This is a genomic window from Streptomyces sp. NBC_01546, from assembly GCF_045208355.1.
Taxonomy (GTDB): Bacteria; Actinomycetota; Actinomycetes; order Streptomycetales; family Streptomycetaceae; genus Streptomyces.
On sequence record NZ_CP109379.1, the window covers coordinates 1,805,083 to 1,823,317 of the forward strand.

The following is an 18,235-nucleotide window of genomic DNA, read 5'->3' on the forward strand; positions in this document are numbered from 1 at the left end:
GATGGAATTAAGATTTCGCTATACAGAATGTAGCTACCACCACCGGGGACGGGGAGGTAACTTCCCGAGGACGTCCGCCACCAGGACAAACCGCCTCTGACCGGCGGGGACGGCATCGCCCCTGCTCTAGGGCCGAAGCCGACCGACCGGTAGGCTGCTTCCTTGCCTGCCAGCACCGAAAGGACCGCGCCGTGCCGACGTCCAGCGCCAGCACCACCGACGCTTCCGCCAAGCCCACCGCCGCCAGCGGTGGCGTCCAGTCCCTTGAGCGCGCCTTCGATCTGCTCGAACGCATGGCCGACGCCGGGGGTGAGGTCGGCCTCAGCGAGCTCTCCGCGGCCAGCGGACTGCCGCTGCCGACGATCCACCGTCTCATGCGCACCCTCGTGGCGTGCGGCTACGTCCGCCAGCAGCCCAACCGACGTTACTCCCTCGGGCCCCGGCTGATCCGCCTCGGCGAGTCCGCGTCGCGGCTGCTGGGCACCTGGGCCCGCCCCTACCTCGCCCGCCTGGTGGAGGAGACCGGGGAGACGGCGAACATGGCCCTGCTCGACGGGGACGAGATCGTCTACGTCGCCCAGGTGCCGTCCAAGCACTCCATGCGCATGTTCACCGAGGTCGGCCGCCGGGTGCTCCCGCACTCCACCGGCGTGGGCAAGGCGCTCCTCGCCCACACCCCCGCCGAGGAGGTACGGGCCCTGCTCGCGCGCACCGGCATGCCGGCGGCGACCGAGAAGACCATCACCACGCCCGAGGGCTTCCTCGAGGCGCTGGAGCAGGTCCGCAAGGTGGGCTACGCGGTCGACGACAACGAGCAGGAGATAGGGGTCCGCTGCCTCGCCGTGTCGGTGCCGAACTCTCCGACCGCCGCCGCGATCTCCATCTCCGGCCCGGCCGGCCGGGTGACCGAGGCCGTGGCCGAGTCCTTCGTGCCGATCCTGCAGGGTGTCGCGGCCGAGCTGTCGGTCGCCCTGTCCAACCAGAGCCCCGCCTAGGCCCTGTCCCGGCAGGCAGTCGTACGAAAAGGCCCCGGCGCCCCTCGCTTCGAGGGGCGCCGGGGCCTTTTCGTACGCGGTCCCGGGGCTCAGGGCGCCGGGACCGGTTCCTGGCTCTGCGTGAGGCGGCCGTCGGCCATCGTCGCCGTCCGGTCCATCCGCTCCAGGTGGGCGTGGTCGTGGGTGACCAGCACCGTGGCCGTGGAGCGCTCGCGGGTCAGCGTGACCAGCAGGTCGAGCACGGCGGCGCCGCGCTCGTGGTCGAGGGCGCTGGTCGGCTCGTCGACCAGCAGCACGGCGGGCTCGTTCATCAGGGCGCGGGCTATGTTGATCCGCTGGCGCTGGCCGCCGGAGAGCTGGTGGGGCCGCTTGTCGGCCTTGTCGGCCAGACCCACCGCGTCCAGCAGCTCCAGCGCGCGCCGGCGCAGCGCCCGCGAGGGGCGGCCCGAGAGGTGCGCCATGACCTGGAGCTGTTCGGCGGCGGTCAGCGAGGCCAGCAGGTTCGGCTGCTGGAAGACGATGCCGATCTTCTCCCGGCGCAGGGCCGACTTCTCGGCCGCGCTCATCCCCGCCGTGTCCCGGCCGGCGACGACCACCCGGCCGGAGTCCGGGGTGACCAGGGTGGCGGCGACCGCGAGCAGGCTGGACTTGCCGGAACCGGAAGGTCCGATCACCGCCGTCAGGGTGCCGGCGGGCACCTCCAGGCCGACCGCGTCGAGCGCGGTGAGCCGGGAGTCCCCGTCGGGGTAGGTGAGCGTGACGTCGTGGACGATCAGGGTCATCGGGCGCTCCCGAGGGCGGTCAGCGGGTCGACGGCGGTGATCCGCCGGATGGACAGGGCCGCGCCCAGCGCGCCGAGCACGATCATCACGGCGGCCGGGACGAGCACGGTGGCGGCGTCGAGCACGAAGGGCACGTTCCCGCCGCTGATCAGGGCGCCGAAGCCGGCGGCGAGCGCCGTGCCCAGCCCGGTGCCGATCGCGAGCATCACCACGGCCTGGCCGAGGGCGTCCTTGAGGAGGTAGGGGGTGGAGGCACCCAGTGCCTTCAGGACGGCGATGTCCCCGCTGCGCTGGATGGTCCACACCGTGAAGAAGGCGCCTATCACCAGGGCCGAGATGACGAAGAGGAAGCCGCGCATCAGCTGGAGGGAGCCGTTCTCGGCCTGGTACGAGCCTATGGCGCCCAGCGCCTCGTCCACGGTCTGCGCCTTGGTGCCGGCGGCCTCGTCCGCGGCGGTCAGGTCGATGCCGTCGCCGGAGACGGCGACGACGGTCGCCAGGGTGTCCAGGGAGGTGCCGGGGTTGCCGATGCGCTGCCAGTCGTTCAGGTCCATCCAGACGACCGGGGTGTGGCTGTAGGCGGCGGTGCCGGAGACCGCGGCCACGGCCAGCTCGAGCGGGCCGATCTTCAGTTTGGCTCCCGCGGTGAGGCCGCCCAGCTCCTTCGCGGCCTTCTCGGTGAGGACCACCTGGCCCTGGGCGAGGCCCGCGCCGCGTGGAGCCAGCCCCCCGGCCGGCTCCACGCCGAAGGCGGACACCGCGGCGGTGCGTTCGCCCGCGGAGGCGTTGGTGGTGCGGATGCCGAGCGGCTCGGCCGCGCTCACCCCGGGCTGCCCCCGCCAGGCCCGCCAGGCCTTCTCCGGCACCTGGGAGCTGGTGAAGGACACCTTCTGCTCACCGGTGGGCGCGGCGAAGGCCAGATGGGTGGCGGGCAGCCCGGTGACGGCCGAGATGTTCTCCCGGGCCAGGCCGGAGGTGAGTCCGGACAACAGGCCGACCAGCAGCGTGATCAGCAGGACGACCGAGCCCATGAGGGCGAACCGGCCCTTCGCGAACCGTAGATCTCTCCATGCGACGAACATGTCCCCCACCTTGGTCTTCCGCGTGGACACAAGGCATCGCGCCACGGTAGCGATCCTGGTATCGAAGGGCGCACCGAGACATCAAACTTTCGATTGACCGGGGGTGGCCGGGCCCGACTTACGCTGGTCCGGCGATGACTGCTCCCGTTCCCCCCGTTTCCCCCGTTTCCCGCGCCCTCACGCCCGTGTCCAAGGTGCTGCGGCTGTGCCTGCACGCCCTGCTGCTGGGGCTGCTCGCGCTGGCCGCCGGGCGGGCGCTGGCCGACTCCGCGCCCCGGGCCGGCTGGGTGGTCGCCGCCTGCGCGGTGCTGGCCGCCGTGTACGCGGGCGGCGTACGGGCCCCCGTGGTGCACCGCTCGCCGCGCGCCGGGGCGGTGTGGCTCGCCGCGCTCGGCGGGGCCTGGGTCGCCCTGCTGGCGGTCTCCCCCGACGGGCTGTGGATCGCCTTCCCGCTGTACTTCCTGGAGCTGCACCTGCTGCGGCTGCGCTGGGGGGTCGCGGCGGTCGCGGTGACCGCCTGCGCGGCCATCGGCGGCTTCCTCGCGCACAGCAGCGCGGTGACCCCGGGCGCGTTCCTCGGGCCGCTGCTGGGCGGGGCCGTGGCGGTGGCGACCGTCCTGGGCTACCAGGCGCTGTACCGCGAGAGCGAACGCCGCCGCGAGCTGATCGAGGAGCTCATCACGACCAGGGCGGAACTGGCCGCGGCCGAGCGGGGCGCCGGGATCCTCGCCGAACGGGAGCGGCTCGCCCGGGAGATCCACGACACCCTGGCCCAGGGGCTGTCCTCCATCCAGCTGCTGCTGCGGGCCGCCGAACGGACGCTGCCGGGGGATTCGGCGGCCCTGCCGCACATCGCGCAGGCCCGGGAGGCCGCCCAGGAGAACCTCGCCGAGGCGCGCCGTTTCGTACGGGCCCTCACCCCGCCGGATCTGGAGCACGGGTCGCTGGCCGCCGCGCTGGAGCGGCTGTGCACGGGGGCGCCCTGGCCGCGGGTGCGGTTTTCGCTGAGCGGGAGCCCGCGGGTGCTGCCGACCCCGTACGAGGTGGCCCTGCTGCGGATCGCGCAGTCGGCGCTGGCCAATGTGGTGCGGCACGCGCGGGCGAAGCGCGCCGAGATCACCCTGACCTTCATGGACGCCTCGGTGACGCTGGACATCGTGGACGACGGGCAGGGCTTCGCCCCTTCCTCGGCCGCCGCGGCCTCCGGGGACGGCGGCTTCGGGCTGCCCGCGATGCGCTCGCGCGCCGAGACCCTGGGCGGGCTGTTCACCGTGGAGTCCGAACCCGGCCAGGGCACCGCCGTGGCCGTCACCCTGCCGCTGCCCCTGGAGGCGTCCTGATGACCATCCGGCTGCTGCTCGCGGACGACCACCCGGTGGTCCGGGCGGGACTGCGCGCGGTGCTGGACACCGAACCGGACTTCGCGGTGGTCGCCGAGGCCGCGACCGCCGAACGGGCGGTGGAACTGGCCGCCGCCGAGCAGGTGGACGTGGTCCTGATGGACCTGCAGTTCGGGCCCGGGATGCACGGTTCCGAGGCGACGGCCCTGATCACGGCCCGGCAGGACGCGCCCCGGGTGCTGGTGCTGACCACGTACGACACGGACGCGGACATCCTGGCGGCGGTGGAGGCGGGCGCCTCGGGCTATCTGCTGAAGGACGCCCCGCCGGAGGAGCTGGCGGCGGCGGTACGGACGGCCGCGGCGGGCCAGTCCGCGCTGGCCCCGGCGGTGGCGCTGCGCCTGATGGACCGGATGCGGACCCCGGCGGAGGCACTGACCAAGCGGGAGCTGGAGGTGCTGCAACTGGTCGCGGACGGCCTGTCGAACCAGCAGATCTCCAAGCGGCTCTTCCTCAGCCAGGCCACGGTCAAGTCCCACCTGGTGCACATCTACGCGAAGCTCGGCGTCGACTCCCGCACCTCGGCGGTCGCGGCCGCCGCCACCCGCCGCCTGATCCGCACCCCGTAGCTCCGCCGGAGAGGGCGGGCGACTACGCCACCCAGTACGGCCGTTCCACCGCCGGGGACAGCGGGACCCCGTCGTGGAAGGCCTCCGCGAGCAGCCGGACGCCCTCGTCGAGGCGGTCGGCGGGCAGCGTGTACGGGATCCGGAGCCGGTGCTCGAAGGTGCCCGGGTCCACTCCGAAGCGGGCGCCGCGGCCGATGTGCACCCCGGCGGCCGCGGCCCGTTCGGACAGGGCGGAGCTGACCGGCTCGCCGAGGTCGACCCAGAGCGAGAGCCCGCCCGGCGGGAGCTGCCAGGACCATTCCGGGGTGTGCCGCTGGAGGGACTGGACCAGGGCCTCGCGCTGGATCCGCAGCTGCGCGATGCGCGCGGGCAGCGACCGTTCCAGGCTCTCCATCAGCGGGAGCGCGACCAGCTGGTCGAGCACCGAGCCGGTCATGTCGGCCGAGACCCGCACGGAGGTCAGCTCGGTGATCATCTTCGCGGTGGCCCGGACCCAGCCCACCCGCAGACCGCCCCAGTGCGTCTTGCTGAGCGAGCCGATGGTGATCACGTGGTCCGCGCCGCCGCGCGGGGCGAGCGAGGCCAGCGGCGGGGGCGCGGGGACGTCCAGCGCGATGTCGGCGATGGTCTCGTCGACCACCAGCCAGGTCCCGGTGGCCCGGGTGGCCGCGAGCAGCCGCAGCCGCTGCTCCGGCGGCATCAGCGCGCCGGTCGGGTTGTGGAAGTCGGGTATCGCGTACGCCAGCCTGGGCACGGTCTGCCGGAGCGTGGACTCGGCGATCTCCATGTCCCAGCCCGCGTCGGAGACGGCGATGGACCCGGTGCGCAGCCGGGCGTGGCGCAGGGCGTCGAGGGCGTTGGCGTAGGTCGGGTTCTCGGTGACGACCCGGTCCCCGGGGCGGCAGAGCAGGCTGACGACCAGCGCGAAGGCCTGCTGGGCCCCGGCCGTGACCAGGATCTGCTCGGGGCGCGTGGGCAGCCCGCGCCGGGTGAACCGCTCGGCGACGGCCGCGCGCAGGTCGGGCAGGCCGAAGGGGTGGTAGCCGGGGCTCCGGGCGAGCCGGGACAGCCGCGGGGCGGCCCAGGCGAAGGCCTCGGCCAGGATGCCTTCCGGGGCGCCCATGGCGGCGATGGCGAGGTCGATCCCGGGGTCGCCGTCGGGCCGGCCTCCGGTGCCGCCGCCGACGAGGACGGGCGAGCCCACGGGCAGGTGCCCGTCGGGGAGCTCGGTCCAGGTGCCGGAGCCGCGGCGGCTGCGGACGTAGCCGCTCTCGCGCAGCAGGTCGTAGGCGCCGGTGACGGTGGCCCGGCTGGCGCCGACCGCCTCGGCGAGCTCCCGCTCGGCGGGCAGGCGTACGTGCAGGGCGACGCGGCCGTCGAGGATCAGCGTCCGCACGGCGTCGGCGAGCGCCCGGTAGCCGGGACGGGCCAGCACCTCGGCGGGGAGCAGGGCCGCGAGCTGACGGCTGCCGATGGTTCTGTCCGCTGCCTGGACCACTCGCCCGTTTGCCATGCCAACCTCCCCTGATTGGCTCTGACGGCCAGGCCAATCGAGGACCAGACTCGCCGTATTGGCCCCCGATTGGCAAGGAGACGGCGTGATGCTGACCGACCGTGACGAACGAGCCCTGCTGGCTGCCGCCGAGAACCGCATCTCCGAGCCGCTGCGGATGGGGGCCGCGCTGGCCGCCGTACGGCGCTCCCTGACGCGGCGCGCCCGGGTTGCCGTACAGGAGCGAGAATCGGTGGCATGTCAGCCGATTCCCACACCGGTCCTCACGCCGGTCCCCACTCCGATTCCCCCTCCGCCGCACCGGTGATCGCGGGCCTGCTCCTGGCGGCGGGCGGTGGGCGCCGCCTCGGCGGCCGGCCCAAGGCCCTGCTCCCCTACCGCGGCCGCCCGCTGGTCGAGAACGCCGTGCGGGTGCTGCGCGAGGCGGGCTGCGGGCCGGTGCACGTGGTGCTCGGCGCCTCGGCGGCCGAGGTCCGCGAGCGCGCGGACCTGGCCGGCTGCGCGGTGCTGGACAACCCCGACTGGGCGGAGGGCATGGGCTCCTCCCTGCGGGTCGGCCTCGCCTCCCTGGCCGGTACGGGCGCCCGCGCGGCCCTGGTCTGCCTGGTGGACCAGCCGGGCATCGGTCCGGCGGCCGTGGCCCGGGTGCGGGAGGCGTACCGCTCCCCTTCGAGCCTGGTGGCCGCCGCGTACGACGGGGAGCGCGGGCATCCGGTGCTGTTCGGCGCGGACCGGTGGGCGGACATCGCCGCGACGGCGACCGGAGACAAGGGCGCGCGGGTGCACCTGACCCGGCACGCCGACGAGCTCGTGCTGGTGGAGTGCGGGGACATCGCCGAGGGCTACGACATCGACACCCCGCCCGACCTGGCACGTCTGGCCTGAGAACACCTGGAGGGAGGCCTGAGCGGGGGGTGACGGCGGTGGCACTGAGGGCCACCATGAAGTGGAATCTGTCGACTCGGAGAATCTCGACATCAACAAACCATTGAACTTCCACCATGAGGAAATTACTATCCACTGGTCAGAAGCGCCCTGAACCACAGACGGCGCCCGCGACCGTACTCCGGAACTCTCCACACCCGACGGCACTGCGTGCCGTCTCGCGCGAGCATTCCCCCGCGGCCGCCAGGCACCGCCGCTGAAGGAGTGACAGATATGTCCGCACCAGCGCCGTCCCCGCTGGCCATCGTCGACGCCGAGCCCCTGCCCCGGCAGGACGAAGTCCTCACCGATGCGGCCCTGGCCTTCGTGGCCGAGCTGCACCGGCGGTTCGCCCCCCGCCGGGCGGAGCTCCTCGCCCGCCGCGGCGAGCGCCGTGCCGAGATCGCCCGGACCTCCACCCTCGACTTCCTCCCGGACACCGCACAGGTCCGCGAGGGGGACTGGAAGGTGGCGCCGGCCCCGGCCGCGCTGAACGACCGCCGTGTGGAGATCACCGGTCCGACGGACCGCAAGATGACCATCAACGCCCTGAACTCGGGCGCGAGGGTCTGGCTCGCCGACTTCGAGGACGCCTCTGCTCCCACCTGGGAGAACGTCGTCCTTGGCCAGCTCAACCTGATCGACGCGTATGAGCGCCGCATCGACTTCACCGACGCCCGCACCGGCAAGGCGTACGCGCTGAAGCCCGCCGAGCAGCTCGCCACCGTCGTGATGCGCCCGCGCGGCTGGCACCTGGAGGAGCGCCACCTGCAGTTCGAGGGCGGCCCGGCCTCCGGCTCGCTGGTGGACTTCGGCCTGTACTTCTTCCACAACGCGAAGCGTCTGATCGACCTCGGCAAGGGCCCGTACTTCTACCTGCCGAAGACGGAGTCGCACCTGGAGGCGCGCCTCTGGAACGAGATCTTCGTCTTCGCCCAGGACTACGTCGGCATCCCGCAGGGCACCGTCCGCGCCACGGTCCTGATCGAGACGATCACCGCCGCGTACGAGATGGAGGAGATCCTCTACGAGCTGCGCGACCACGCGGCCGGCCTGAACGCGGGCCGCTGGGACTACCTCTTCTCGATCGTGAAGAACTTCCGTGACGGCGGCGAGAAGTTCGTCCTGCCGGACCGCAACGCGGTGACGATGACCGCCCCGTTCATGCGGGCGTACACCGAACTCCTGGTCCGCACCTGCCACAAGCGCGGCGCGCACGCCATCGGCGGCATGGCGGCCTTCATCCCGTCCCGCAAGGACGCCGAAGCCAACAAGATCGCCTTCGAGAAGGTCAAGGCCGACAAGGACCGCGAGGCCGGCGACGGCTTCGACGGCTCCTGGGTCGCCCACCCCGACCTGGTGCCCATCGCGATGGCCTCCTTCGACGCCGTGCTCGGCGACAAGCCGAACCAGAAGGAGCGCCTGCGCGAGGACGTCTCGGTGGCCCCGGGCGAGCTCATCGCGATCGACTCGCTGGACGCGAAGCCCACGTACGACGGCCTGCGCAACGCCGTCCAGGTCGGCATCCGCTACATCGAGGCCTGGCTGCGCGGCCACGGCGCCGTCGGCATCTTCGGCCTGATGGAGGACGCGGCCACCGCCGAGATCTCGCGCTCGCAGATCTGGCAGTGGATCAACGCCGGGGTGGTCTTCGAGAACGGCAAGACGGCCACGGCCGAGCTGACCCGGACCATCGCGGCGGAGGAACTGGCCGCCCTGCGCACCGAGCTCGGCGAGGAGGCCTTCGCGGCCGGGAAGTGGCAGCAGGCCCACGACCTCCTGCTCCAGGTCTCCCTGGACGCGGACTACGCGGACTTCCTCACCCTCCCCGCATACGACCAGCTGCTCGGCTGAACGTCTGAATTCGACTGAAACGCACAGCAGTCGAACCCAGCGGACTCCGCCCCCGTCGCCTTCACGGCGACGGGGGCGGAGCCGTTTCCGAGGGGCCGGCGCCGAACGACCGGTCGGTTGTTACTTGTTCGTAACTTGCCTGTACCTAGCGGTAACAAGTGGGCGCGTGTCACCTTTCCGATGCCACCGGCCGGCGGTACCCCCACTTCCCCAGCCATGCGACGGAGCCGTTCCCGGCTCCCGCATGGCCGACCGCAGGAGTTCCGCAGTGATCGGATTCCGCAACGTCAGCAAGGACCGGGCCGGCAGTCGTGTGCGACGGCTGGCCGGGGCCGGAATGGTTCTGCCTCTCGCCGTCGGCGCCCTGATGGCCGCCGGGGCCGGGACCTCCGCCGCCAGTCCCGGCAGCGGGCCCACCGCCGTGGTCTCCATGGGCGACAGCTACATCTCCGGCGAGGCCGGGCGCTGGAAGGGCAACAGCCTGACCAACACCGGGAGCCGCAACGGCACCGACCGGGGCTGGGTCAGCGGCAGCACCTACGATCCCGGCAAGGTCTACGGGGCCACCGCGGGCGGCTGCCACCGCTCCGACTCCGCCGAGGTGCGCAGCGCCGGGGCGATCGCTGACGTGGCGGTCAACCTGGCCTGTTCCGGGGCCACCTCCGAGAACGTGTACCGCGCCTCCAACGGCGGGGTGGCCTTCAAGGGCGAGGCACCGCAGGCCGATCAGCTCGCCGCGGTGGCCGCGAGCCACAACGTCAAGGTCATCGCGCTGTCCATCGGCGGGAACGACCTCGGCTTCGCCGACATCATCAAGGACTGCGCGTACGACTTCATCCTCTGGAACTCGTACTGCTACGACGACCAGCAGTACGGCGTGGACCAGAAGATCGACGCCGTGATGGGCGCGGTCGGCAAGTCCGTGGACGAGATCCGGGCCGTGATGCGCGGGGCCGGGTACGCCGACTCCTCCTACCGGATCGTGCTGCAGTCCTATCCGTCGCCGATCCCGCGCGGTGCGGAGAACCGGTACACACAGAGCGACTGGAGCCGCCTCAACACCGGCGGTTGCCCGTTCTGGAACCGGGACTCGGACTGGGCGCGGGACTCGCTCGTCCCGCAGATCGCGAACCGCATCAAGGGCGTCGCGGCCGCCAAGGGCGTGCAGTTCATGGACCTGCGGGACATGCTCCAGGGGCGCGAGGTGTGCGCCAAGGCGAGCAAGCAGGTGAGCTCGACGGTCCCGGCCTCGGCGACGACGAGCGAATGGGCGCGCTGGATCGACAACAACGAGTCGCAGGGCCTGATCCAGGAGTCCATGCACCCGAACCACTTCGGCCAGCTGGCCGCGGGACGCTGCCTGGCCCTGGTCGTGGCCCAGCCCGCCGCATCCGGCTTCAGCTGCAAGAACACCGCGGGGGCCGACCAGAGCGGGATGTACCTGACGCCCGCGCCGTAGCCGCTGTCCGGTCCGGGCCGGTCCGGTCCGGTCCGGGCCGGGCCGCGGAAAATACGGATGATCGAGCCGGTACGGGCTGGCATGCTCCCGAGCATGGCAGCCCGTACCGTACGACCCAGTCTGTACATCTCCGTCGACATCGAGGCCGACGGACCCATTCCCGGTCCGTACTCGATGATCAGCTTCGGAGCCGCCGTCGCCGGGCGGCAGGACGGCGGGTCGTATACGGCCGCCGACCCCGAAGAGCGCACCTTCTACCGGGAGTTGCGGCCGATCAGCGAGGAGTTCGTACCCGAGGCGCTCGCCGTCAGCGGGCTCGACCGGGACCGGCTGGTCCGCGAGGGCGCCGGTCCGGACACGGCGATGGCGGAGTTCCGCGCCTGGGTGCGGGAGGTCTCGGCCGGCGCGCAGCCCGTGATGTGCGGCTACCCGGCCTCCTTCGACTGGACCTTCCTGTACTGGTACCTCATGCGCTTCGGCGGCGACAGCCCGTTCGGCCACTCCGGATGCCTGGACATGAAGACCCTCTACGCGACGAAGGCGCGGGTACCGCTACGGGCCGCCGTCAAGGGCCGGATGCCGAGCGGGCTGCTGTCGCGGCGGCGGCACACGCACCACGCGCTGGACGACGCGATCGAGCAGGCCGAGCTGATGAGCAACCTCATGCTCTGGCAGCCCTGACGCGCGTACGGCGGTGCGCACGCCACACCCGCAGTGGGTGGCGTGCGCACCGCCGAACACGGTTCGGGTTCAGTGCACCGGGACCGGCTCGGGGGTGCTCACCCCGCGCCGGGCGCCGAGGTGGTTGAAGGCGAGGTTGAGCAGGATCGCCACCACGCAGCCGGTGCTGATGCCGGAGTCCAGGACGACCAGGAGGTCCTTCGGGAAGGCGTGGTAGAACTCCGGCGCCGCGATCGGGATCAGGCCGATGCCCACCGCGGCGGCGACGATCAGGGCGTTCTCGCCCTTCTCCATGGCCGCGCCGGCCAGGGTCTGGATGCCGCTCGCCGCGACCGAGCCGAAGAGCACGATGCCGGCGCCGCCGAGGACCGGCAGCGGGACCACGCCGATGACGGAGGCGGCCATCGGGCACAGGCCCAGCAGGATCAGGATGCCGCCGCCGGCGGCGACCACGAACCGGCTGCGCACCTTGGTCATGGCGACCAGCCCGATGTTCTGGGCGAAGGCGCTGCACATGAAGCCGTTGAACAGCGGGCTGATCGCGCTGCCGAGGGTGTCGGCGCGCAGGCCGCCCTCGATGGTCTTCGCGTCCGCCGGACGGCCGACGATCTTGCCCAGCGCCAGGATGTCGGCGGTGGACTCGGTCATGCAGACCAGCATGACGATGCACATCGAGATGATCGCGGCGACCTGGAACTGCGGGGCGCCGAAGTGGAACGGGGTCGGGAAGCCGATCACCGAGGCGTTCTTGACCGCGTCGAAGCTGGTCATGCCCAGCGGGAGGGCTATGAGCGTGCCCGCGACCAGGCCGAGCAGGATCGAGATCTGCTGGAGGAAGCCGCGCAGGAACTTCCGCATCAGCAGGACGATGACCAGGGTGGCGGCCGCCATGCCGATGTTCTTCATCGAGCCGTAGTCGGTGGCGGTGCTGTTCCCGCCCTGCGACCAGTTGAAGGCGACGGGCAGCAGCGAGACGCCGATCAGGGTGATGACCGTACCCGTCACGACCGGCGGGAAGAAGCGGACCAGTTTGCCGAAGTAGGGGGCGGCGAAGAAGCCGAGGATGCCGGCGACGATGATCGCGCCGAAGATGACGGGGATGGCGTCCGCTCCCTCCCCCTTGCCGATCGCGATCATCGGCGTCACACCGGCGAAGGACACGCCGTTGACGAAGGGGAGTTTGGCGCCGATCTTCCAGAAACCGAGGGTCTGGAGGAGGGTGGCGAGTCCCGCCGTGAAGAGCGAGGCGCCCATCAGGAAGGCGGTCTCGGTGGCGGAGAGCCCGACGGCGGGGCCCACGATCATGGGCGGGGCGACGACACCCGCGTACATGGCGGCCACGTGCTGGAGACCGCTGGTGAACATTTTCAGCGGAGGCAGGGTCTCGTCGACCGGGTGCTTCTCCTCCGGTACTGCGACTGCGTCTTTGCGAAACCTGGGCATTGCGGCCACGGCTTCCTCCGGTCGGGTAACACGTCGGCAGGGACGTGGGTGTCTTGGAGGTGGTGCGAAAGGTGTGCGAGTCGAGCCTGTATTCAGTTGTGGGTGGTGCGCATGCTTGTCCCAAGGGGTGCAGAAACGATTCGCCCAAAACCGTTCCGCGTGATTCGGCTGCGTGATGAAGCCAGTGGCACGAGTCACCGCCCCGGGGCGCGCCCTCGGATTACCTCGGGCGCTACCCGGGAGCGGCTGCCGCGGACCCCGCTCGGGTCCGCGGCCGCCGGCCGGGGGCCGTCCCCCCCGGCCGGACTCTGGGGGTCCCCCCGGCAGAGCCAGGGGGGAGATCAGCCCTGCGCGGAGATCCGCGCGAGACGCTGGGCCTCTTCCCGCGTGGACACGGCGATGGCGTCCTCGTCGGCAAAGAGGAGTCGGTTGTTCTCGACGATCTGCTTGCCGTTGACGAACGAAGCCGTCACGGGGGCCGCGGCACCGAAGACCAGCGCGGTGACCGGGTCGGCGATCGAGGAGTGCAGGAAGGTGCTCAGGTTCCACAGCACGAAGTCGGCGCACTTGCCGACCTCGAGCGAGCCGATGTTGTCGGCGCGGCCGAGGACCTGGGCGCCGCCGTAGGTGCCGAGGCGCAGGGCCTGGCGCGCGTTGAGGGCGCGCTCGCGGTGGACCGGGTTCAGGCGGTTGATCAGCAGCGCGTTGCGCAGCTCGGTGTGCAGCTCACCGGACTCGTTGGAGGCGGTGCCGTCCACGCCGAGGCCGACCGGGACACCGGCGGCGAGCATGTCCGGGACGCGGGCGATGCCGGCGGCCAGACGGGCGTTGGAGGACGGGCAGTGCGCGACACCGGTCTTGGTGCGGGCGAACGCGGCGATGTCGGAGTCGTTCATGTGGACGCTGTGCGCCATCCACACGTCCTCACCGAGCCAGCCGGTCGACTCGAAGTAGTCGGTCGGGCCCATGCCGAACAGTTCCTTGCAGAACTGCTCTTCCTCGACGGTCTCGGAGCCGTGCGTGTGCATGCGCACACCCAGGCGGCGGGCCAGCTCGGCGCCCTGCTTCAGCAGCTCGGTGGAGACCGAGAAGGGGGAGCACGGGGCGACGGCGACCTGGGTCATCGCGTCGAAGGAGGCGTCGTGGTACTTCTTCACGGTCGCCTCGGTGTCGGCGAGCGCACCCTCGAGGGTCTCCACCGCGTGGTCCGGCGGCAGGCCGCCGTCCTTCTCGCTGCGGTCCATGGAGCCGCGGGCGAGGGTGAACCGTACGCCCATCTCGGACGCGGCGCGGATGATCGAGCCGGAGAGGTCGCCCGAGCCCTTGGGGTAGACGTAGTGGTGGTCCATCGCGGTGGTGACACCACCACGGGCCATCGCGGCGAGGGAGCCCTGGGCCGCCGTGTAGGTCATCTGCTCGTCGATGCGCGCCCAGGTCGGGTACAGCGCGACGAGCCAGTTGAAGAGGTTGTGGTCGGTGGCCAGGCCACGCGTGATCCACTGGTAGAAGTGGTGGTGCGTGTTGACCAGACCGGGAGTCACGAGGTGCCCGGTGCCGTCGATGCGGCGGACGACGTTCTCGAGGTTCTCGGGGGCCTTGCCCGCGCCGATGGACTCGATCTTGTTGCCGGCGACGACGACGTGACCCGAGGCGTACTCGGTGTCGTTGGCGTCGACGGTCGCAATCGCACAGTTCTCGATGACGATGCGCTCGACCGCGCTGTCAAGGGCTGCCGATGCTGCCATGGGACTTCCTCGTGCTTTCAGTGGCGGTGCGGGCACGGCAAGGCCCAGGAGATTTGAGTGCCGGAGCCGGGGGCCTTGACAGCTGACAGTACTGCCGCCCCGAGTGATGCGTCCGGGTGCCGATTCAGGAAGTTGAAGAGTGTCGCGCCGTCCCGGGGCCACTGCGGAGCCCCGGGACACGCGTGCCGCATCAGAGGTTGGTCATGTCCACGGGGATACGGGCGTCAACGCCGTCCCGGAGAACAGTGGCCTCGATCAGACCGTACGGGCGGTCCGCGGCGAAGTACACCTCGTTGTCGTTCTTGAGGCCGAACGGCTCAAGGTCGACGAGGAAGTGGTGCTTGTTCGGGAGCGAGAAGCGGACCTCGTCGATCTCCGAACGGTGGTTGATGATGCGCGAACCCATCTGGTACAGGGTCTGCTGCAGCGAGAGGGAGTAGGTCTCCGCGAAGGCCTGGAGCATGTGCTTCCGGGTCTCGGCGTAGGACTTCTCCCAGTTGGGCATCCGCTGCTCGTCGTCCGACCAGTTGAAGCGCCAGCGAGCCGACACCTGGGTGGCCAGGATGCGGTCGTAGGCCTCCTTCAGCGTCGTGTACTTGTCCTTCACGTAACCCCAGAACTCGGAGTTCGTGGAGTTCATGACGACCAGGTCCTTGAGGCCGGAGATGACCTCCCAGTTCTTGCCGTCGTACGTGATCTGGGTGACGCGGGTCTCCATGCCCTCGCGGACGAAGGAGTGGTTCACCTCGTCGGAGCCGATGAACTTGGAGTTGGCGTCCGAGGTGGCGATCCGGGACCAGGAGTACTCCTCGATCCGGATGCGCGCCTTCTGGATCGGCTCCTGGCTGTTCACGAACCAGCGCGCCAGGTGGATGCCGAACTGCTCGGCGGACTCGATGCCGTACTCCTTGGCGAACGCGTACACCGTGTTCTTGGTGGTGTCCGTCGGCAGGACGTTGGCGTTCGAGCCGGAGTAGTGGACGTCGTCCATGTCACCGGAGAGGGCGACCGAGACGTTCAGGTCCTTGATGTGGTGCGTGTCGCCGTCCCGCGTGATCTTGACGACGCGGTTCTCTGCTTTGCCGTACTGGTTCTGGCCCAGAATCGTGGCCATGACTAGCTCCCTCGGTAAACGGAGTAGCCGAACGGGTTGAGCAGCAGCGGTACGTGATAGTGCTCGCCCGGGTTCACCGCGAACGTGATGGTGACCTCGGGGAAGAACGCACCGCTGTCCCTTACGCGGGGGGCGTCCTGCTGCGCCTCGGCTTGCTTCTTTTCGAAGTACGTCTCGGTCTCGAAGTCGAGACGTACGTGGGTGGTGCCCTCCGGCAGCGCCGGCAGGTCCTTGCAGCGCCCGTCCGCATCGGTGGCGGAGCCGCCCAGGGCCGCCCACTCGCCGTCGAGACCCGTACGGGCCGACAGGGAGATGGCGACGCCTTCGGCGGGCTTGCCGATGCTGGTGTCCAGGATGTGCGTGGACACCGACGCCGTGGTCTCGGTGCTCATGGTCACTCTCCTTCTTCTGCGAGTTCGACGAGGCGGGTCAGGCGGATCTTGTTGATCTTGACGAGCTCACCGCGGGCGATCTCTCGCTCCTGCTCCGGCGAGTTGTCGATCCGGACCTTGACCGCGTCCCGCATGAACGCGCCGGTCGCACCGGTGGCGCAGATGAGGAAGACGTGGCCGAACTTCTCCTGGTACGCCAGGTTCAGCTCGAGGAGCTCGTTCTTGAGCTCCTCCGAGGCACCGGCCATGCCACGCTGCTCGCGGGCGGAGGTCGGGTCTCCCGGCTTCGGCCGGCCGATCGGCGCGTGGCCTCCCATCGCTTCGCCCAGGTCCTCCGCGGTGAGCTCCGCCATGGCGGACTCGTTCGCGGCGAACAGGGACTCGACGCTGGCGAAGGGGCGCTCGGCGAGCAGCTTGCTCCCCCATGCCGAACTGGCGCACACCTCGTGCAGCTCGGCCGTGGCCGCGCTGTCGTCCAAGGCGTTGAACCGGGTGAGACCCGGGGTCGGACTCGAAGTCACGGTAGGCCTCCGTGGCCTGTTGTTGCTTTGACGGGCTGCGCATAGCTAACGCCCTCGACAACACGGCGTCAACACTTTGTTGAAACTTCCCGTACACAAAAGCCGCCGCCCGGATGAATTGGGCGGCGGCTCGTCACCGTGAGTCAGGCTGCGTTCACTCTTTGCTGGTCTTATCGGACCCTTTGGGGGGATTGGCGTCCCGGTTCAAGTAGTTGTAGACCGTGAAACGGCTGACGCCCAGGGCGCCCGCGACCGTCTCCACACCATGCCGCACGGAGAAGGCGCCTCGCGCCTCCAGTATCCGCACGACGTCCTGCTTGGACTTGCGGTCGAGCTGGGACAGCGGCACGCCGTGCCGGCGCTCCAGGGCCGCGAGGATGTGGTCCAGCGAGTCCGAGAGCTGGGGCAGGCGTACGGCCAGCAGGTCCTGGCCCTCCCAGCTGAGCACGACGTCGTCGGGCTGCGCCTGGGCGGGATCCATCAGCTCGCCGCCCATGGCGTCCACCAGCGGCTTGACCGCGGTGACGAAGGGGTGGTCGCGGGGCTCGGTCATGGCGTGTCCTCCCCGATCACATTGACCTGGAGCGACACGCGCGTCGCCCCGGCCTCGAGGGAGTCGCGCAGCAGCGCGCCCACCGCGGCCAGCACCTGGTCGGCCTCCCCCTCCGCGGTGTTTCCGAACGGGCCGACATCCACCGCGTCCAGCTGGGCCTTCTGGATGACCTCGCGGGCGGCCACGGCATGGGCAGGAGCCTGTTCGAGATCGAAGGGCTCGGTCGTGAATTCCACTCTCAATCGCACGCTGGCCAAGCTACCCCGCGGTCACGATTTTCCGGCAGCCCGCACTTGACATCCGGGACGGGACCCATGCAGTCTTCCATCAAGCAGAAACTAACTTCCGCAATACGGAAGGAGCGCACACCCCTCATGGGATACACGGACCAGCGCTTCGATGTAAACCTTTCGATCCTCTTCACGGAACTCCCGCTTCTGGAGCGTCCCGCGGCTGCCGCCGCGGCGGGCTTCACGGCGGTCGAGCTGTGGTGGCCCTGGATCGAGACCCCCACCCCCGCACAGGCGGAGCTCGACGCCCTCAAGAAGGCTCTTGAGGACGCCGGCACCCAGCTGGTGGGTCTGAACTTCTACGCCGGCCAGCTGCCGGGACCGGACCGCGGTGCGGTGTCGGTTCCCGGTGAGGAGTCGGAGCGCTTCAACGCCAACATCAACGTGGCCGCCGACTTCGCGGCCTCGGTCGGCTGCAAGGCGCTGAACGCCCTCTACGGCAACCGCGTCGAAGGCGTGGACCCCGCCGTTCAGGACGAGCTCGCCCTGAAGAACCTGGTCGTGGCGGCTCAGGCCGCGGACCGCGTCGGCGCGATCCTCCTGATCGAGACCCTCAACAAGCCCGAGTCGCCGCTCTACCCGCTGGTGAGCGCCCCGGCCGGCATCGAGGTAGTGGACAAGGTGAACGAGGCCACCGGCCTCGGCAACGCCAAGTTCCTGCTCGACCTGTACCACCTGGCGATGAACGACGAGGACCTCTCCGAGGTCATCGAAAAGTACGCCGCCAAGACCGGGCACGTCCAGATCGCGGACAAGCCCGGACGAGGTGCCCCCGGCACCGGCGAGCTGCCCCTCGAGGAGCTGCTCGACCAGCTGAAGAAGGCCGGATACGAGGGCTACGTAGGCCTGGAGTACAAGGCCGCCGACGCTGCCGCGTCCTTCGCATGGCTGCCGGCCGAGGCCCGCGCCGCGAAGTAG

General features: G+C 70.7%; 19 protein-coding genes. 9 read left to right on the forward strand and 10 right to left on the reverse strand.

Going from position 1 to position 18,235, the window contains the following annotated elements; genetic code table 11:
• Positions 1-191: 191 nt before the first annotated feature.
• On the forward strand, positions 192-995 hold the full coding sequence (locus OHA89_RS08615; RefSeq protein ID WP_215145709.1) for an IclR family transcriptional regulator: 804 nt from the start codon (positions 192-194) through the stop codon (positions 993-995).
• Between the two features lie 89 nt (positions 996-1,084).
• Here the strand turns inward: OHA89_RS08615 and OHA89_RS08620 are convergent, their stop codons facing one another.
• Positions 1,085-1,777 carry an ABC transporter ATP-binding protein gene (locus tag OHA89_RS08620; protein ID WP_266613962.1) on the reverse strand — a complete coding sequence of 231 codons (693 nt, stop codon included), beginning with the start codon at positions 1,775-1,777 and terminating at the stop codon, positions 1,085-1,087.
• Positions 1,774-2,859 (reverse strand): ABC transporter permease, encoded by a 1,086-nt coding sequence (locus tag OHA89_RS08625; RefSeq protein WP_266613964.1) that lies wholly within the window; start codon positions 2,857-2,859, stop codon positions 1,774-1,776. The genes OHA89_RS08620 and OHA89_RS08625 overlap by 4 nt, the downstream gene beginning before the upstream one ends.
• Before the next feature lie 134 nt (positions 2,860-2,993).
• On the opposite strand from OHA89_RS08625, the gene OHA89_RS08630 reads away from it, so the two are divergent.
• Both OHA89_RS08630 and OHA89_RS08635 read left to right on the forward strand, forming a co-directional pair.
• Complete coding sequence (locus OHA89_RS08630; RefSeq protein WP_266613965.1) at positions 2,994-4,199, forward strand: sensor histidine kinase; 1,206 nt, start codon at positions 2,994-2,996, stop codon at positions 4,197-4,199.
• Positions 4,199-4,828, forward strand: coding sequence for a response regulator transcription factor (locus tag OHA89_RS08635; RefSeq protein ID WP_257553507.1), 630 nt, complete (start codon positions 4,199-4,201; stop codon positions 4,826-4,828). Before OHA89_RS08630 ends, OHA89_RS08635 begins: the two co-directional genes overlap by 1 nt.
• Positions 4,829-4,850: 22 nt before the next feature.
• Here OHA89_RS08635 and OHA89_RS08640 read toward each other — a convergent pair whose 3' ends face one another.
• The gene (locus OHA89_RS08640) at positions 4,851-6,341 is read right to left on the reverse strand and encodes a PLP-dependent aminotransferase family protein (protein ID WP_266613967.1); all 1,491 of its coding nucleotides are present in this window, start codon (positions 6,339-6,341) and stop codon (positions 4,851-4,853) included.
• An 88-nt stretch (positions 6,342-6,429) separates the two neighbouring features.
• Here OHA89_RS08640 and OHA89_RS08645 point away from each other — a divergent pair, with 88 nt between their 5' ends.
• The 5 genes from OHA89_RS08645 (at position 6,430) to OHA89_RS08665 (ending at position 11,259) form a co-directional block, all read left to right on the forward strand.
• Positions 6,430-6,648: a hypothetical protein gene (locus OHA89_RS08645; RefSeq protein ID WP_266613969.1), complete on the forward strand. Its 219-nt coding sequence runs from the start codon at positions 6,430-6,432 to the stop codon at positions 6,646-6,648.
• Complete coding sequence (locus OHA89_RS08650) at positions 6,645-7,226, forward strand: NTP transferase domain-containing protein (protein WP_266613970.1); 582 nt, start codon at positions 6,645-6,647, stop codon at positions 7,224-7,226. Before OHA89_RS08645 ends, OHA89_RS08650 begins: the two co-directional genes overlap by 4 nt.
• 273 nt (positions 7,227-7,499) lie before the next feature.
• The gene (aceB, locus tag OHA89_RS08655; RefSeq protein ID WP_266613972.1) at positions 7,500-9,119 is read left to right on the forward strand and encodes a malate synthase A; all 1,620 of its coding nucleotides are present in this window, start codon (positions 7,500-7,502) and stop codon (positions 9,117-9,119) included.
• Between the two features lie 268 nt (positions 9,120-9,387).
• Positions 9,388-10,578 carry a GDSL-type esterase/lipase family protein gene (locus tag OHA89_RS08660; protein ID WP_266613974.1) on the forward strand — a complete coding sequence of 397 codons (1,191 nt, stop codon included), beginning with the start codon at positions 9,388-9,390 and terminating at the stop codon, positions 10,576-10,578.
• 93 nt (positions 10,579-10,671) lie between these two features.
• The gene (locus OHA89_RS08665; RefSeq protein WP_266613976.1) at positions 10,672-11,259 is read left to right on the forward strand and encodes a 3'-5' exoribonuclease domain-containing protein; all 588 of its coding nucleotides are present in this window, start codon (positions 10,672-10,674) and stop codon (positions 11,257-11,259) included.
• A 69-nt stretch (positions 11,260-11,328) separates the two neighbouring features.
• Here the strand turns inward: OHA89_RS08665 and OHA89_RS08670 are convergent, their stop codons facing one another.
• The 7 genes from OHA89_RS08670 to OHA89_RS08700 form a co-directional block, all read right to left on the reverse strand.
• Positions 11,329-12,702, reverse strand: coding sequence for a nucleobase:cation symporter-2 family protein (locus OHA89_RS08670; protein WP_406365815.1), 1,374 nt, complete (start codon positions 12,700-12,702; stop codon positions 11,329-11,331).
• Between the two features lie 341 nt (positions 12,703-13,043).
• A complete protein-coding gene (locus tag OHA89_RS08675) occupies positions 13,044-14,447 on the reverse strand; it encodes an 8-oxoguanine deaminase (RefSeq protein ID WP_257553514.1) in 1,404 nt (467 codons plus the stop codon).
• Between the two features lie 190 nt (positions 14,448-14,637).
• Positions 14,638-15,561 (reverse strand): factor-independent urate hydroxylase, encoded by a 924-nt coding sequence (pucL, locus tag OHA89_RS08680; protein ID WP_031149253.1) that lies wholly within the window; start codon positions 15,559-15,561, stop codon positions 14,638-14,640.
• A 2-nt stretch (positions 15,562-15,563) separates the two neighbouring features.
• Positions 15,564-15,953 (reverse strand): hydroxyisourate hydrolase, encoded by a 390-nt coding sequence (gene uraH, locus OHA89_RS08685; protein ID WP_030390359.1) that lies wholly within the window; start codon positions 15,951-15,953, stop codon positions 15,564-15,566.
• 2 nt (positions 15,954-15,955) lie between these two features.
• Entirely contained in the window at positions 15,956-16,474 is a 519-nt protein-coding gene (gene uraD / locus OHA89_RS08690) for a 2-oxo-4-hydroxy-4-carboxy-5-ureidoimidazoline decarboxylase (RefSeq protein ID WP_406365816.1), read from the reverse strand.
• A 154-nt stretch (positions 16,475-16,628) separates the two neighbouring features.
• Positions 16,629-17,027 carry a helix-turn-helix domain-containing protein gene (locus tag OHA89_RS08695; protein ID WP_215145733.1) on the reverse strand — a complete coding sequence of 133 codons (399 nt, stop codon included), beginning with the start codon at positions 17,025-17,027 and terminating at the stop codon, positions 16,629-16,631.
• Complete coding sequence (locus OHA89_RS08700; RefSeq protein ID WP_215145735.1) at positions 17,024-17,275, reverse strand: thiamine-binding protein; 252 nt, start codon at positions 17,273-17,275, stop codon at positions 17,024-17,026. The genes OHA89_RS08695 and OHA89_RS08700 overlap by 4 nt, the downstream gene beginning before the upstream one ends.
• A 126-nt stretch (positions 17,276-17,401) precedes the next feature.
• On the opposite strand from OHA89_RS08700, the gene OHA89_RS08705 reads away from it, so the two are divergent.
• Entirely contained in the window at positions 17,402-18,235 is an 834-nt protein-coding gene (locus OHA89_RS08705; RefSeq protein ID WP_215145737.1) for a TIM barrel protein, read from the forward strand.

Bases quoted from the DNA above. Each gene is read 5' to 3' on its own strand.
- OHA89_RS08620 (WP_266613962.1), bottom strand. From the start codon at position 1,777: ATGACCCTGATCGTCCACGACGTCACGCTCACCTACCCCGACGGGGAC.
- OHA89_RS08705 (WP_215145737.1), top strand. From the start codon at position 17,402: ATGGGATACACGGACCAGCGCTTCGATGTAAACCTTTCGATCCTCTTC.
- uraH (WP_030390359.1), bottom strand. From the start codon at position 15,953: ATGAGCACCGAGACCACGGCGTCGGTGTCCACGCACATCCTGGACACC.
- OHA89_RS08665 (WP_266613976.1), top strand. From the start codon at position 10,672: ATGGCAGCCCGTACCGTACGACCCAGTCTGTACATCTCCGTCGACATC.
- OHA89_RS08695 (WP_215145733.1), bottom strand. From the start codon at position 17,027: ATGACCGAGCCCCGCGACCACCCCTTCGTCACCGCGGTCAAGCCGCTG.
- OHA89_RS08640 (WP_266613967.1), bottom strand. From the start codon at position 6,341: ATGGCAAACGGGCGAGTGGTCCAGGCAGCGGACAGAACCATCGGCAGC.
- OHA89_RS08630 (WP_266613965.1), top strand. From the start codon at position 2,994: ATGACTGCTCCCGTTCCCCCCGTTTCCCCCGTTTCCCGCGCCCTCACG.
- OHA89_RS08675 (WP_257553514.1), bottom strand. From the start codon at position 14,447: ATGGCAGCATCGGCAGCCCTTGACAGCGCGGTCGAGCGCATCGTCATC.
- OHA89_RS08670 (WP_406365815.1), bottom strand. From the start codon at position 12,702: ATGCCCAGGTTTCGCAAAGACGCAGTCGCAGTACCGGAGGAGAAGCAC.
- OHA89_RS08635 (WP_257553507.1), top strand. From the start codon at position 4,199: ATGACCATCCGGCTGCTGCTCGCGGACGACCACCCGGTGGTCCGGGCG.
- OHA89_RS08625 (WP_266613964.1), bottom strand. From the start codon at position 2,859: ATGTTCGTCGCATGGAGAGATCTACGGTTCGCGAAGGGCCGGTTCGCC.
- pucL (WP_031149253.1), bottom strand. From the start codon at position 15,561: ATGGCCACGATTCTGGGCCAGAACCAGTACGGCAAAGCAGAGAACCGC.
- OHA89_RS08645 (WP_266613969.1), top strand. From the start codon at position 6,430: ATGCTGACCGACCGTGACGAACGAGCCCTGCTGGCTGCCGCCGAGAAC.
- aceB (WP_266613972.1), top strand. From the start codon at position 7,500: ATGTCCGCACCAGCGCCGTCCCCGCTGGCCATCGTCGACGCCGAGCCC.